General features: G+C 54.4%; 11 protein-coding genes and 1 pseudogene. 3 read left to right on the forward strand and 9 right to left on the reverse strand.

Features of this window, described 5'->3' with window-relative positions:
- The first annotated feature begins 70 nt into the window (after window positions 1-70).
- Window positions 71-745: a sigma factor gene (locus tag Mal52_RS09985; RefSeq protein WP_145375826.1), complete on the forward strand. Its 675-nt coding sequence runs from the start codon at window positions 71-73 to the stop codon at window positions 743-745.
- Between the two features lie 90 nt (window positions 746-835).
- On the opposite strand, the gene Mal52_RS09990 is transcribed toward Mal52_RS09985, so the two are convergent.
- From Mal52_RS09990 to Mal52_RS30465, 8 genes and pseudogenes are all read right to left on the reverse strand, one after another.
- Window positions 836-4,012, reverse strand: a complete 3,177-nt coding sequence (locus tag Mal52_RS09990) for an efflux RND transporter permease subunit (RefSeq protein ID WP_145375828.1) — start codon at window positions 4,010-4,012, stop codon at window positions 836-838.
- Window positions 4,013-4,049: 37 nt separating this feature from the next.
- Complete coding sequence (locus tag Mal52_RS09995) at window positions 4,050-5,339, reverse strand: efflux RND transporter periplasmic adaptor subunit (protein ID WP_145375829.1); 1,290 nt, start codon at window positions 5,337-5,339, stop codon at window positions 4,050-4,052.
- Window positions 5,340-5,360: 21 nt separating this feature from the next.
- Window positions 5,361-6,089, reverse strand: a complete 729-nt coding sequence (locus tag Mal52_RS10000; RefSeq protein ID WP_145375831.1) for a TetR/AcrR family transcriptional regulator — start codon at window positions 6,087-6,089, stop codon at window positions 5,361-5,363.
- A 328-nt stretch (window positions 6,090-6,417) separates the two neighbouring features.
- Window positions 6,418-7,587 (reverse strand): serine hydrolase domain-containing protein, encoded by a 1,170-nt coding sequence (locus Mal52_RS10005; protein ID WP_145375833.1) that lies wholly within the window; start codon window positions 7,585-7,587, stop codon window positions 6,418-6,420.
- A 132-nt stretch (window positions 7,588-7,719) separates the two neighbouring features.
- Window positions 7,720-8,199 carry a YbaK/EbsC family protein gene (locus Mal52_RS10010; protein WP_145375835.1) on the reverse strand — a complete coding sequence of 160 codons (480 nt, stop codon included), beginning with the start codon at window positions 8,197-8,199 and terminating at the stop codon, window positions 7,720-7,722.
- 27 nt (window positions 8,200-8,226) lie between these two features.
- On the reverse strand, window positions 8,227-9,843 hold the full coding sequence (locus Mal52_RS10015) for an aldose epimerase family protein (RefSeq protein WP_197534793.1): 1,617 nt from the start codon (window positions 9,841-9,843) through the stop codon (window positions 8,227-8,229).
- 145 nt (window positions 9,844-9,988) lie between these two features.
- Window positions 9,989-10,810: a hypothetical protein gene (locus tag Mal52_RS10020; RefSeq protein ID WP_231962586.1), complete on the reverse strand. Its 822-nt coding sequence runs from the start codon at window positions 10,808-10,810 to the stop codon at window positions 9,989-9,991.
- Window positions 10,811-10,924: 114 nt separating this feature from the next.
- A pseudogene (locus Mal52_RS30465) lies at window positions 10,925-11,023 on the reverse strand (MJ0042-type zinc finger domain-containing protein); the annotation flags it as partial.
- Window positions 11,024-11,427: 404 nt separating this feature from the next.
- Here Mal52_RS30465 and Mal52_RS10025 point away from each other — a divergent pair.
- Window positions 11,428-12,648: an FG-GAP repeat domain-containing protein gene (locus Mal52_RS10025; protein WP_197534794.1), complete on the forward strand. Its 1,221-nt coding sequence runs from the start codon at window positions 11,428-11,430 to the stop codon at window positions 12,646-12,648.
- A 16-nt stretch (window positions 12,649-12,664) separates the two neighbouring features.
- Window positions 12,665-13,165: a DinB family protein gene (locus tag Mal52_RS10030; RefSeq protein ID WP_197534795.1), complete on the forward strand. Its 501-nt coding sequence runs from the start codon at window positions 12,665-12,667 to the stop codon at window positions 13,163-13,165.
- Between the two features lie 38 nt (window positions 13,166-13,203).
- Here Mal52_RS10030 and Mal52_RS10035 read toward each other — a convergent pair whose 3' ends face one another.
- Window positions 13,204-13,683, reverse strand: a complete 480-nt coding sequence (locus Mal52_RS10035; RefSeq protein WP_145375842.1) for a hypothetical protein — start codon at window positions 13,681-13,683, stop codon at window positions 13,204-13,206.
- Window positions 13,684-13,829 lie beyond the last annotated feature (146 nt).

Consider the following 13,829-nt stretch of genomic DNA (forward strand, 5'->3'; position numbering starts at 1 on the left):
TGAGTCACTGCGACGACCGCACCGATGACCACAGACAACACAGAATCCAAAACACCTCAGAGATAATTCTATGATGAGATTTGTTCATATTGCGTATGACCTCAATCTGTCACAAATGGCCGACGAACCACTTGTGGTACTGGCCAAGGAATGCCAATTCCAACCGGCAGAGCAGGAGTTGCTGTTGCGGTATCGCATGTGGTCCAATCGGTTGATCGTACAACTGGGACGCAAACGCGGGCTAAACTTGCATGAGATTGAGGATGCGGCGCAGGATGCCGTGTTTTCCATTCTCAAAGCCGTACAGCGTTATGACACGCGGCAGATGGGCAGAATTCAAGGCTGTTCTTTTCAAGCATTTGTCGGACGTGTCGCGACGGATCGCTTTAAGGACTTCGTCAAAAAATTGTACCGCATCAAAACTCGCTTTGGACGGTCATTGCAGAGTTACGAGCACAAGGAAACGGAGGGCACGTCCAAAGTGGATGCGAACAGCCGACTCGCTTGTCCCAAGAAAAGCAACGACCCGGTCCATATGTCGCAGCGACGCGAGATGGATGCGGCATTACGCCGTTTCTTAGATAGCCTCGACACGGCCGCTTGCCAGTTCATGGAGCACCTACTCGCCGGAGATTCCTTGCGAGACGCGTCCGAGCATGCGGGCTACTCCTACGACAAGGGCAAACGCATGCGGCGCAAACTCCGGGGAAAAATTGCCCGTCGTCTGGGCGTGACTGTGGGGTGAATAGCAAGAGGCAGGGACCACGGGCCAACTCCTCCCACGCGAGCGGATGTTCGCGCGGGGCAGGGGGAGGATTGGTCCTGGGGCATGTCGTCACACAGAATCGACAACCGCTGGAATTTGTGAGTCCTCACTTACCGGTGCCTGTAAGGCGGGATCCTCATATTCGAGGGACGTGCTGGGAGGCCGTTTGTGACGCCGTCCTGAGCCCATCGCTAGCACGTAGGCCGAGGGAATAAAGTACAACGCCAAGATCGTGGCGCCGCCTACCCCTCCGGAAATTGCAATCGCCATGGGAGGCCAAAATCCTCCACCGGCGATCACCAACGGTGCAAATCCCGCCATCGTCGTCAGCGACGTCGCGACCACGTGTCTGGTGGAGTGGGTCACGACATTTCGTACAGCAATAGGGTCTCCTCGACGTGCATCCGGATCTTCACGCAGTCCGGCCAGCACGACAATCGCATCGTTGATCGCGACACCGGCCAGTCCCATGGAGCCGATGATTGCCATAAAACCGAACGGGTGTCCAAACACCGAGAGTGCGCCCAATCCCAAGCCCACCGATAGCATGCCCACCATTCCGACTAAGGCTGCGACGCGGAACGACCCAAAGGACAACACCAATGTCGCGATCATCAGTACCAGCAACACACCGACGCTGGCCATGAGATTACCAATCGCGTCGTCCCGTTTTTCGGTTTCTCCACCAAACTCATACGTGTAACCGGGTGGCATTTCGAAATTGGCCTCTTTCAACCGTTGTTGAAATGCCTCCAAAACCGTGGCCGGCAGAACGCCAGCGGAGATGAAGCCTTGCACTTCGTTCATCCGTCGGCCATTAAAACGGGGGATGGCGGAGATCTCCGCAGTGACTTCGACATCGGCAATCGCCGACAGCGGCACGCGCGGTCGCTCCCCGTCCGCATTGGCTGTCGTAGGCAGGAGTTCCAATGAATTGATCAAGCTGAGGTCCGCACGGGTCTCATTGGCAACGCGTACGCGCACCGGGATCTCCTCCGTGGCTTCCATGATCGATCCCCCGGTCGTACCCTCGAGAGTCGATTGCAGTTGGTCGGCAATGGCTTGATGATCCAAGCCCGCCAATCGTGCTTGTTCTTCATCCACCGTCAACGACAACTTTGGCAAAGCTTCTGCGAGTTCCGAACGCGTGTGAATGACATCGGGAACGGCCGCCAAATAGGTGCGGAGTTCCTCACCCAATTCGCTCAGTGTTAACAAGTCGGGACCGTAGATTCGAACTTCAACCGGAGCACTAAACGGGGGGCCTTGTTCCAATTGTCGCACCAGGATCCGCGCGGAGGCAAAAGATTCGTCCAACTCCGCCTGCAATTGGTGGATCAATTCCCGTGCCCCTTCCGCCGATTTCAACTGCACCATCGCTTGTGCATAGTGCGACGAGTTTTTTTGTTTGGGCATCAGGTTGTAATAAAAAGCCGGCGCACTTTCGCCGATGAACCAATCGGCCGAAATGACCGAATCACGTGCCAAGAGATGGGTTTGGACTTGCTTGACCATCTCCACCGTTTGTTCCATCGATGTGTGTGAAGGCAATTCCATTTCCACGTGAAATTGATCACGGTCGGCGGGCGGGAAAAACTGTTCCGAGAGCGTCCGCGATTGCACGAAACCGGCAACCGGTAAAATGAGACCCAATAGAATGCCCAAAAGTGGGTGTGCGAAAAGTAGGTCCAAGGAACGGCGATACAGCGCGCCCAGTCCCGCATGGGAAAATCCATCACGCCACCAACGCCATTCTCGCTGCGCATGACTCAAACGATGGCCGATGACCGTCAATGCGGGAATCACGGTCATTGCCAGGACAAACGAACTGGAGATGGCCAAGATGACGCTGACCGCAATGGAACCGACAAATTCTCCCGCCGGTCCCGGCATCAAGGCAATCGGCGCAAATGCAAATGCTGTGGTCAATGTCGATCCCAGCAACGGAATCGCCAAATGTTTGACGCTCGCGGAAACCGCTTCCCCCGGCGGCATCTGTGCGCGCAAATTCGACGTGACATCATCGACAATCACAATCGCATTATCAATCAGCAGTCCCAAGGCGATGATCAAGCCGGTGACCGACATTTGATGAATGGGAATGCCCAGGATCCGCATCCCCGTGAGCACGATCAACGACGACAGCGGCAAGGCAATGCCCACGATCAGCGCGTTGCGCCAACCCATGAGCAAGAAGATCACCACAATGACCGCTGCCCCTCCCAGCAGTAAGTTGTTAAACAACGAACTGAGTCGCGCTTCGACGTATTGACTTTGTTCGAAAGCCGTATTCAGGACGATCCCCGCCGGCAATTGTTTGGAGAATGCGTCCAATGTCGCACGGGAACGCTGTGTCCAATGATCGATACGTTGTGATTCACGTATGAGGACGCTCAATGCGATGGCCGGATAGCCATCGATGAGCACTAAACTCTCGGGCGGTTCGGCGATCCCCTTATGGATTTCGGCAATATCACCCAGCCGGACGAATTGGCCGTCGGCAGCGTAGTGAATTGGCATCTGGGCGATGCGAGCCAACGAATCCAATTCGCCGTTCACTTCCAACAACAAGTCCGATCCATGTCCGCGAAATTGTCCCGAAGCAACCTTGGCGTCGCTGGCCTCAATTTGTCGTGCGATATCGGCGGTCGTCAGCCCCAGCATTGCGAGTTGCTGCAGATCAATGGCAACGGTGATTTCTTCCGTGGGATCGCCAAAGGTTTCGACATCTTCGGTGCCGGGGATCGCCCGAATCTGGTCCTCCAGATCCTCGGAGAGTCGTCGTAGAATCGCGTAGTTGGGTTGCGAATCCTGCTGCCAGGTGAGCGCCACGATCTGAGCGTATGCCTTCATCGGCACGTCTTCAAATTTCGGAGCCGTCGCACCGGCCGGTAGCAGCGGTGTCGCATCTCCTAATTTATCCCGCACGCGTGACCAAATGGGATCCGATTCGTAGACGTCGTCGCGAAGTTCGATGGTTACGACCGAAATTCCTGAGCGGGAGATGGAACGCAGTTCCTTGATTTCGTCGATGTCTTGGAGTTCTTCCTCCAGTTTTTCCGTCACGAGCGTCTCGACGCGTTCGGGATCGGCGCCGGGAAAAACAGTATGCACCTGCGCCACCCGCTCGACGAGGATCGGGTCCTCCATGCGAGGCAATACGGCATACGACGACAGTCCCGACACCAAGATCAATACGATCGTCAGTGCCAGCAAGCGTCGATTGCGGTGAAACAGATTGGACATGTTGAAAGTTCGCTGGAGCAAAAACAGTCGAAAAGACTTATTGAATCATGCCGCGGACTTTCTGGCCCGCTACGACGCGATGCGTACCCCCGGTGATGACGTGATCGCCGGGTTGCAAGGTGCCGCGCACCAACACACGTTCTCCTTGTACGTGTAGAATCTCGATGTCACGCCGCGCAGCTATGCCTGTCGCGGTGTCGTCCAGCTTGTCGATGACCAAGACCGACCACAGACCGCGACTGCTACGACTGAGTGCCGCCGTCGGTAACCAATACCCGGCCGTACGAACCGTTTCGGGAATAGAAATACGCGCGACCTCACCTGGAACGACTGTCTCAGCCGCATCGGCATCCAACGCCAGGACCACGGTGCGCGTACGGGTCGTGCTGTCCAATTCGGGCAACACGGTTTTCACTTTTGCCGAATAAGTCCGGTCACCAATCAACACGTCTTGTTGCATGCCAGTATGGATCGTTCGCGCAATATCGACCGGTAGACCGATTCTGGCTTCCAAACTGGTGATCTCTACATAGCGGAAGACCGGCGTCGTGGGCGAAACATACGTCCCTTCGTCTATGTGCCGTATGGCGATTCGTCCCTCAAACGGAGCAATCAGATGAGCGTCGTCGACATCAACCGCCAAGTCCTTCAAAGCTGCATCCAATCGCGAAACCGCGGCGCGCTGTGCGGTGATTTTTTCTTTCCGCGTACCGGCCAACAATTCGTCCAGTTTTCGCTGAGTGGAATCAAACTTGGCCTTGGCGGAACGTACCCCGAAATTCGAGCGATCATATTCTTCTTTAGAGATCACCTTGCGGCGGTACAAATCTTCGTTGCGCTGATGCGAGGCTTGTGCATGTTCGAATTGCGAACGCATGTCAGTGACATCGGCCCGCGCTGCTGAAATGGTTTCCTTGCGAGGGCCGGCGAGGTACTCCTCCAACAACGCCACCGCTTGTGCACGTTGTGCTTGCAGTTCCGAACGTCTTGCCTCTAAGTGTCTGACATCGAGTTGTGCCAGGCATTTTCCTTGATAGACGTCTTCTCCTTCGTCGACGAAAACCTTGGTCACACGTCCGGCTCGCGCAAATGCGAGCTCACTCACCCGCGCCGCTGTGATCGTTCCCGTATATGTCTTCACATCCTCGAATTCTGTCACTTGTTGTGCCACGACACAATTCACCGGGATGCTCTTTTGTTCAGCCGCTCCTTGTTCCGACTGTGGATTGTTGGCAGCGGCTGCAATCCCCACAGCCACAGCTGCAATGACGATCACACTAGCACTCCAGGCGACAGTGCGTCGGGTTGGTTTTTGACGGTTCGTCATTACAGTCCCCAGGGAAGCGGGCTATCCCAATACCGATTGGAATTCTTCGGCAAAGATTTCGTGGGTAATTTTTTCGGCGACAGCATCGTAATCATGTTCGCTGGAAAGCGGTCGCCACCCGATTCCATTGAGAATGTGGTGCACGTTCGTCCGCACCGACCGAAATGGATCTTCGACACCCAAGTTGGTTAACGATTCACCGGTGCTCAATATCGAGTACGCCCCAAAGGTCAGCGACCATAGACCAAACACCAGCTCCTCAGGCGTCGTTTTCGCTGGGAGTACAACGTCTCCGCAATCGACTCCATCACGGACAATCCCGGAAACCAAGTGCATACATTTACCTTCGGCAACTTGCATCAGTTCCCGCCGGTTATGAGATGTTTTTTCCCAAATAGAGCGGGAATTGATGATTTGTTCGACAGCAAAATGGTCAGGGAACAGACGGACAAACAATTCACCGGCCACTCCGATTGCTGTAAGCCGTTCCCGCGAACGCCCCTGGAACGCTGCGGCCCGTGAAAAAAACTCCGAGCGTTTTTCTTGCGTTTCAATCGCCAAAGCGATGATGATTTCTTCCTTGCAGGAAAAATGCTTGTAGATCGTCCCTTTGGAGTACTCCAACTCCGTCGCAATACGATCCATGTTCAGACCGTGGTATCCCCCCTCAATAAGCATAGGTCGGGAAAGAGAAAGGATATCGGCTTCGCGTTTTTGAATTTCTCGTTGTTTGCGTGTGAGGATCTCCATACCACTATTATTGACGCTTCGTCACATTTTGACAAGAGGTCAGTTTGCGGGCCATTGTATGTTGACTACAGCACAGTGTCGTGGGGGAATACCCGCATGTTTCCGCTAGCAACGCAGAGTCAAATACGGAAAAAACTATAAAATTGGGTGAAAACCCTTAGCGGTTGGGGCGTTCGACCTTGAGGTCACGCCGCGGATTTGCTAGCGTACGGTCGGTCCGGTTTGAGCGAATAGCCCTGCTTCGGCAGGGGCGAGCGCCTATTCGTTCGCCGGGCCATTTTTTTATGCGCTGTGTGCGAAGGAGATGTAAGTCGCCGGCCTGACGGAATTATTTATTTCCGTCCACCGCTTTGACGGCCAAGTCCTGAAAACCGGCGCGGATATCCGAAGCATCGCCATTGCCAAAACCGGTCCGTTGAATCATCAACACGTAGATCGTTTGCCGAGCCGGATCAGCCCAGCCTTGTGTGCCAAACGCGCCGCCATGACCAAACGTGCCGGGTGATAGCATCCTGGTCACTCCTTGAGGGGTGCGAACCACGCCCCACCCATAGCCCCAACCGCAACCGGGGGTAAATCCTGCCTCAAGTTCGCCGGTTTGTACTGTGGTCATTTCGCGCACGCTCTTTTCGGATACGATCCGGACGTCGCCGTATCGACCGCCGTCAAGAACCATTTGATAAAACCGGGCCACATCTTTGGCTGTCGAAAAAAGACCACCGGATGGGTTGGGCGAGCGACCCGCTTTTAAGTTACACCACCAATTGGGTTCTGTGACGAGCGCGGATTTATTTTTGCTTGGCTTATACAGCGTGACGATCCTCGTCTGTTGTTCGGCATTGGGAGAAAACGTGGTGTCCGTCATTTGCAGCGGATCGAAGATGCGTTGCTGCAAGAACTTTTCATAAGGTTGTCCAGAGACGATCTCGATGATGCGGCCACAGATGGACAACCCAGGGCTATAGGCCCATTGCGTGCCCGGCTGAAATTTTAAGGTCCGTTTCGAAAACTGTTCGACGGTCGCTTCGAGCGTGCCTTGGTTCTGCTGATTCCCAGAGACTCCCGAGGTATGCGTCATCAAATCACCGATGGTCAGGGGCCGTGCGGGTGGACCGGATCTGAGCTCGATGTCTGCAAAGTCGGGGAGGTATTTTGAAACGGGATCGTCGACAGACAGTTTGCCCTCATCGCACAAAATCATCACCGCCGTCGCCGTCATCGGTTTGGTCATCGAGGCGATGCAAAACAGCGAGTCGGTTTGCATGGGGCGCTGCTGGGCCATATCGGCTAACCCAACCGCTTTCAAATGAACCACCTTGCCTTGATGTGCAACGAGCGTTACGACCCCCGAAACCTGTTGCCCTTCAACGAACGCATGCATCTGCTGCCCGATTTTTTTCAGCGCTGCCGTGTTGGGCAGTTTCGGGTCAGCCGCATGGCTGATTACTGGCAGTGAGGAAATGGTCAGCAAAACTAAAATGAAGAGAATCCGTAGCACAGAGAATCGTCCTGAAAGAGATTGATCAAGTGAGATGATTTAGAGGTGAAGGTGGCGAGCGCCAAGAAGTGTTACAAGTAGTATTCACGATTCTGACTGAAATTGCCAACCAGCGGCTACTTGGTCCCGTCGTTACTGGGCGGCAAACGCAAAGTTTTTGGTAGGCCGGGCAATCCGCAAGTAGTCCGCAGTGGCCAGGATGATTGAATCGGTGAGCGAGCCTGCGTTGAAGGCAATCTTGTCGTTTCGCTCGATACCCGTGTCGATATACAGGTCGAAGGGGAGTATCGGGTGTCCAAAGGGAGGGACACAACCGGGGACCAATCCCGTCAATTCGAGCAGTTCGTCCCGTGTGGCGAATCGGGTTTTTCGTACGCCCAGTTCATTGCGAATGGCGGCGGAATCGGCTTTGCAATTTGCCGGCAGTACGAACAGGCGAAAGTTCTCCCCAACTTTTAACAGCAGTGCTTTGCCCCCGATACGTATCTCTTCACCCCGTGCTTGAGCCGATTCTTCCGATGTGTACGTCGGTTGATGATGCACTTCGCGATAAGCGACCTGCTCGGCTGTGAGGAACTCACGAATTTTTTCAAGAACGGGCAGCTGGGGCATGTAAGATAAATTGCAGGCTAGGGTGATTCAATTCGCACGTGGTAACAGCGGTTCGATCACCGACGTCCACAATTCGTAACCAGCGGGGCTGAGGTGTAAACCGTCTTTGATGAACAGTTCCGGTTTAGGCGTGCCTTGCTCATTGAGCATCGGCGTGGCGATGTCGGCGTAGGTGATTCGCTCGTCAGTCTCGGCGAATGCGGCAATCAGATCATTCGCCTTTGCCATTTGTTCGTACAAGTTCCACCGCCGCAAGCTCGGTTTGATTGCGATGTAGACAATTTTCGTCTCCGGCAACGCTGCATGGATCTTGCGGGCGAAACGTTGGAAATCCTTGGCGACTGTTTCCGGCGATTGTCCACCGGCAATGTCGTTATCGCCCGCATAGACGACGATCGTGCGCGGTTGATAGGGGAGTACGATTCGATCGGCGAAATACAAACTGTCGATCATTTGCGAGCCGCCGAAGCCGTGATTGACCACTGGGCGGTCGGGGAAATATTTGGGCAAGTCCCAAAAGCGGATGCTGGAACTCCCGACAAATAAAGTCCCGCCTGCTGCCGGCGGGTGTTGGCGGTCTTGGGCTTCAAACTTTCGAATGGCCTTTTCCCAACGGCTGAATTTGTGTCCGCGGGCATCGCGAATGCGATAGTTCACCGTTCCACTTAACGTTTCACCCGGTTCGGCGACGAGCAAATGTGACTCCGCTTTCAACCCCTGTTGGTAGAGATTGTGTGCATCGGTCGAGCAGGTTTGGTTTTCCACGCAGAACCAGTTTTTGTTCTCCGGTGTATAGACCACCAAGTGTGTGAAATCGTCGCTGGCATCTAGGGAGAGCTGAATTCCCTCGTCGCGGAAATCGGCCACTGTGGGGTGATCCGATTGCATCCCCGAATAGACGTCGTCGATGACAAACCCCTCTAACGACTTCGCCGCGCGGGCATCGAAGGGCGTCCCTTCTAGGTCAACCAGTTTTCCCGTGGGCAGTAGGTTTTCGGCTTCCATCCACTGCGTAGCTGGGATTGTGAGGAATGTATTTTTGCGCTCGCCTTGATAGAGAATCCAAGGGTGCAGCGCAAAGCCGAACGGTACCTTGGATTTGCCGTGCGTGTTGTCGACTTCATATTTCCAGCTCACGCCTTCCGGGCGGACGGTCACTGTCACACGAAGCGTGTGCTCAAGCGGAAATGCTGCGTAATGTTTGGTCCCGGGGGCGAAGACCAGTTCCGCTTCGATCACAGCCTGGTGGGCGTCGACTTCCGTTCGGCGAACCGTCCAGGGGACATTGTGAACCAGACCGTGAATAAAGTTCGTCCCGTCATTGGCATCGAAGTGATATGTTTTGCCATCGAAGGTAAATTGGGCATTGCGGACGCGATTGGGGCTGGGATACAGCAGGGGAACGCCATAGGAAACCCCAGGCAAGTCGGCGAGTGCGGGGGGCGTTTTGAGTAATTCCCGCCCGGCATGTTCGATGGAGAAAACGTTGAACCCCGCAGCGGGGACCACCCGGATTTTCGTTTGCCCGGCCTGCGCCGTAATCACTTGCCATCCGGTATCGGCGTCGATGTCGTCATGAATCTCAGCTGCTGATAGCGGCGCGGCGGTGGCAAATAGGAGAAGGAAACCAAACAACTGTCTCATCGGGTCGTTCCTTTTTGGGGGAGAGGCCGTTTGGCAATGAGAGCGAGGTCGATCAGCGGCCCGCCGCATCTCCCCAGGATTGAATTTTTGATGTTGTGAATCGAAGCTGCGGCAATTGCAGACAAACGACATTCGGACAGACCGTTTAAATGCGTTTGCCGAGGCCGATGCTTTTCAAAATGCGGCGGAAGATCGGTGCGGCGCTTTCGAATTGTGCAGGGCTGCAACTACATTTCACAAAGAAGGTGAACCTGCCCGCCATAAGAGTCGCACGAAAGCCAACGGTTGTGGAAAACGTTCCTTTCTCCTCGAATTTGGAGAGCCGTGAATCTCCCAAACCACTTTCAAAAATTTCAACGCCTGTTTCTTGATAACCCTCGTCCGATCTCATCAACATCATTTGACGCTGCATGTGTGCACCATGCACCGGTTGTAGTTCTGGATCATTTTCATTCGGGTCGTTATTGGCCATCGCCTGTGCAGCTTCACCCAAAGCGGAAGCTGCTTGGTTTTCTTTGATGCTAATGGAGATATTGTCATGCTTGATGCGAGCCCATTTCGGTTGACCGCCAGTGCCGCCGCCATGGCTTGTCTCCCACCCTTCTGGGTATTCAAATTTAACGCCACTATCATCAGGGTCATAGAGGACGTAGTTCTTGGGAGGCTCGAGCTTACCGGCTTCTGAGATTCGCTTGGCGATCGTGGGACCAAAGACTGCACCGACGATGATCGTTGTCAGTAGGAACACACCCCCTACGACGGCAATAATTTTTTGCTGTGTTGTCGTTTGAGATTTCTTTTTCTTTTTGCCCGTGTCCGCCGCCTTTGCTTTGACTTTTTTGCGCGGCTTGCGTCTGATCGGGGCGGAGGTTGGTTGGCCAAATTCTTCGGTGTCGTCTTCTTCTTCCGGTTCTACGGTCTCGGCCACCTTTTGGATCTTTTTAATCTTCCGTCCGCTGACCGGCAATTCCCCGGTCTTCGAGAAGGAGATCTCTCGTCCATAGGGATCAACGCTGCTGCTGGTTTTGCGCCGAGCGCCCCCACCGCCGCTGGACTTAATCGGCTGAACCACGAACGGTGCCTGGCATTTCCGGCATTTGATTTTTTTGCCCGCTAGACTGGCGTCTTTGAGCCGAAATACGGACTTACACTTGGGGCATCGAGCAGCAATGGTCGACACGAGTCACCTCAGTTTTGAATGACGCAAATTGGGCAGGACACACCCGTTCACAATAAGTTTAATCGGATTGGTGTGGTGAATTCAAATTCTAGCATGCGAAAGACGGGGACAGCCTTGTTGACTGCATGACCTGATTCGATGATCAACTGTCCACAGAAACAGTATCCCCGTTTTTGCACCGCAATAACAGGCGCCGCAAGCGATTTTTCAACCATCTGACGTGCTTACGGTCAATTTCGACCTGAAAACCCGGTGCCGACGCCCCTTCTTTGATTGTGGCTACGACCGAGATATTTTCAATGATCCGGCCCGTCGCGATTCACGAATCACGCAGAATTCTCTATGCTGGATGTTCGGGATTGCCGTTGCTCCTACTGAAGACCTAGGAAACTTGAGAGCCGATCATGCTACGAAATACCATGCCACTAAAAGCTTTTACCATTGTTTGTCTCGCTGCATGTGGGCAATTCGTCACACCCGGGGCGGACGCGGTTGCTGCGGAACAGTCCTCGGTGACATTTCAAAAAATCCCATTGGGTGTCAGTCCCAACGAAGGATGCGCGGTCGCTGATGTCGACCAAGATGGGAAGTTGGACGTGATTGCCGGCCGCAATTGGTTTGCAGCTCCGGACTTTGCGGCGCGCCCTCTGCGTAATATTGAGGAGTTTGGTGAAGATTACTTGAAGAACAACGGCGACCACGTCTACGACGTCAACGGTGACGGTTGGATCGATGTGATTTCCGGCGATTGGCACGGCGAAGAAATTTTCTGGTACGAAAACCCAGGCAAAGTGGGCCTAACCAAGGGGCTGCTCTGGAAGCCTCATCTACTGAAGAAAACCCGTAGTCGTAATGAGGCGTACTTTCTCCAGGATCTGGATGGAGACGATGTGCCCGAAATCGTTGTTGATTGTTGGGAAACCGAAGCGCCGCTCGTTGCTTGGAAGTTGATCTCTTCTGAGGAGGGGCCGACACTTGAACAACATGTGTTGGGCAATAACGGTTGTGGACACGGTATGGCGTTCGGCGATGTCAACGGCGATGGTCACGATGATATTTTGACGCTTGTCGGCTGGTACGAACATCCGGGTAGCGATCCGCTCTCGAAGGAGTGGAAACATCACGCGAGTTGGAATCGTCCGCACGGCAGTTGCCCATTTCTAGTCGTGGACCTCACGGGAGACGGACGGAACGACGTGATTTGGGGCAATGGCCATGACTACGGCCTGTATTGGCTGGAGCAATTGGATACCGACGAAGACGACACCGCCTGGAAAGAACACCTCATCGATCGTTCCTATTCGCAAACGCATTGTTTGCACTGGGCGGATATCGATGGCGACGGAGCAGGGGAGTTGATCACGGGCAAGCGGGTGCGCGGTCATGCCGGTCGCGATCCGGGAGGCGTCGAACCGGAATGTCTGTATTACTACGAATGGAATCAGGCCAACCAAAAATTTGAGCGGCATCTCATCAGTGCCGGAGAAGGCATCGGCACCGGCATGCAGATTCGCACGGCCGACTTGAATAACGATGGCAAGCTCGACATCGCCGTCTCGGGAAAATCAGGCACCTGGGTCTTGCTCAACCGTGGTGTCGAAAAATCGCCCGCGACAGCAAAATGAACAAAAGGTCTCACCGATGATTCGTTTAAAGCTTGCCGTCGATCAATTGTTGTTCGCCCGCAATTATACGCTGGACCTGTTGGATACGATCGACACTGTTGATTGGTATCAAACACCGGCGCAGCACACCACGCACGTAGGGTGGCAAGTGGGACATTTGGCGGTCGCTGAATACCGCCTAGCGTTGGCGCGGATCCGTGGTGCGCAGCCGGGTGACGAAAAGCTGATCCCGCCGGATTATTTGCGACTGTTTGGTAAGAATTCGATTCCATCGAGTAAGCCGGGCGACTATCCCGGGCCCGATGAATTGCGGGCAACGTTAGACCGGGTGCATGTGGCGGCTCTGAATTGCATGCAAAATCTGCCGGTCGAGGAATTGGACATGCCGTTAACCGAGCCGCACCGGTTCGCTAAGACAAAGCTCGAAGCGCTGCTGTTCTGCGGGCAGCACGAGATGGTGCACGCCGGGCAAATCGGACTATTGCGGCGAATGTCGGGATACGCTCCCGTGTGGTAGCGTCCATTCGAACGAATGCAGCCCCTGGGACTGGGACGTTAGATGTTCGCAAAAACCGATTCAAACGCCGCCGGGTCTTCGTCGGCGGTCAGTCGGTCAGCCATGTCACCCAGAAGCGTGAGAACGCGGTATTCGCCGCGGGGAATCACTTCACGCAACTGCAAGCCGAATTGCCAATAACCCCCTTCGACCGGTTTGCGGTAGCGAATTTCGCCTTGGATGAAGTCGCAGTAATCCTCGTTCCAGAAGCCAACTGCGATAAGATCGCTGGTCACCGGCCGTTGCGTGAGAATGGCAGCTCCGAGGCTGGAGAGGTTCTTCGTCACACCAAATGCAGTGAGTTCGACGTTTGGTCTTTCGTCGATGAACGGAATCAATAAGACGGGCAATGAACGATTGACCCGTAACTCCTGTCGCGTTTCAGAGTCATTGCGTAGCGAGGGCGTCGTGCGGTCGGCAAGTCGCCGCATAAAGGCGTTGACTTCGTTGCGTTTTCGGCGGTTTTTGAAGAAGAACATGATCCCAGTCTTAGTCGGCGCAGTTCGAGGGTTGCCTAAATGTAGCCCGCAGTGCGCACTTAAACAGGGGAAATGACTAAGAAATGGTGCGTTTCTTCAACAGCCTCGGGATGCTTGATGTGGTTGTGCGGATTCTAACGGCGGGA

The organism is Symmachiella dynata (assembly GCF_007747995.1).
Classification (GTDB): Bacteria; Planctomycetota; Planctomycetia; order Planctomycetales; family Planctomycetaceae; genus Symmachiella; species Symmachiella dynata.

Excerpts from the sequence above, each read along its gene's own strand:
- Mal52_RS10030 (WP_197534795.1), top strand. The coding sequence starts at position 12,665 with ATGATTCGTTTAAAGCTTGCCGTCGATCAATTGTTGTTCGCCCGCAAT.
- Mal52_RS10035 (WP_145375842.1), bottom strand. The coding sequence starts at position 13,683 with ATGTTCTTCTTCAAAAACCGCCGAAAACGCAACGAAGTCAACGCCTTT.
- Mal52_RS10000 (WP_145375831.1), bottom strand. The coding sequence starts at position 6,089 with ATGGAGATCCTCACACGCAAACAACGAGAAATTCAAAAACGCGAAGCC.
- Mal52_RS10015 (WP_197534793.1), bottom strand. The coding sequence starts at position 9,843 with ATGAGACAGTTGTTTGGTTTCCTTCTCCTATTTGCCACCGCCGCGCCG.
- Mal52_RS10010 (WP_145375835.1), bottom strand. The coding sequence starts at position 8,199 with ATGCCCCAGCTGCCCGTTCTTGAAAAAATTCGTGAGTTCCTCACAGCC.
- Mal52_RS10025 (WP_197534794.1), top strand. The coding sequence starts at position 11,428 with ATGCTACGAAATACCATGCCACTAAAAGCTTTTACCATTGTTTGTCTC.
- Mal52_RS09985 (WP_145375826.1), top strand. The coding sequence starts at position 71 with ATGATGAGATTTGTTCATATTGCGTATGACCTCAATCTGTCACAAATG.
- Mal52_RS09995 (WP_145375829.1), bottom strand. The coding sequence starts at position 5,339 with ATGACGAACCGTCAAAAACCAACCCGACGCACTGTCGCCTGGAGTGCT.
- Mal52_RS09990 (WP_145375828.1), bottom strand. The coding sequence starts at position 4,012 with ATGTCCAATCTGTTTCACCGCAATCGACGCTTGCTGGCACTGACGATC.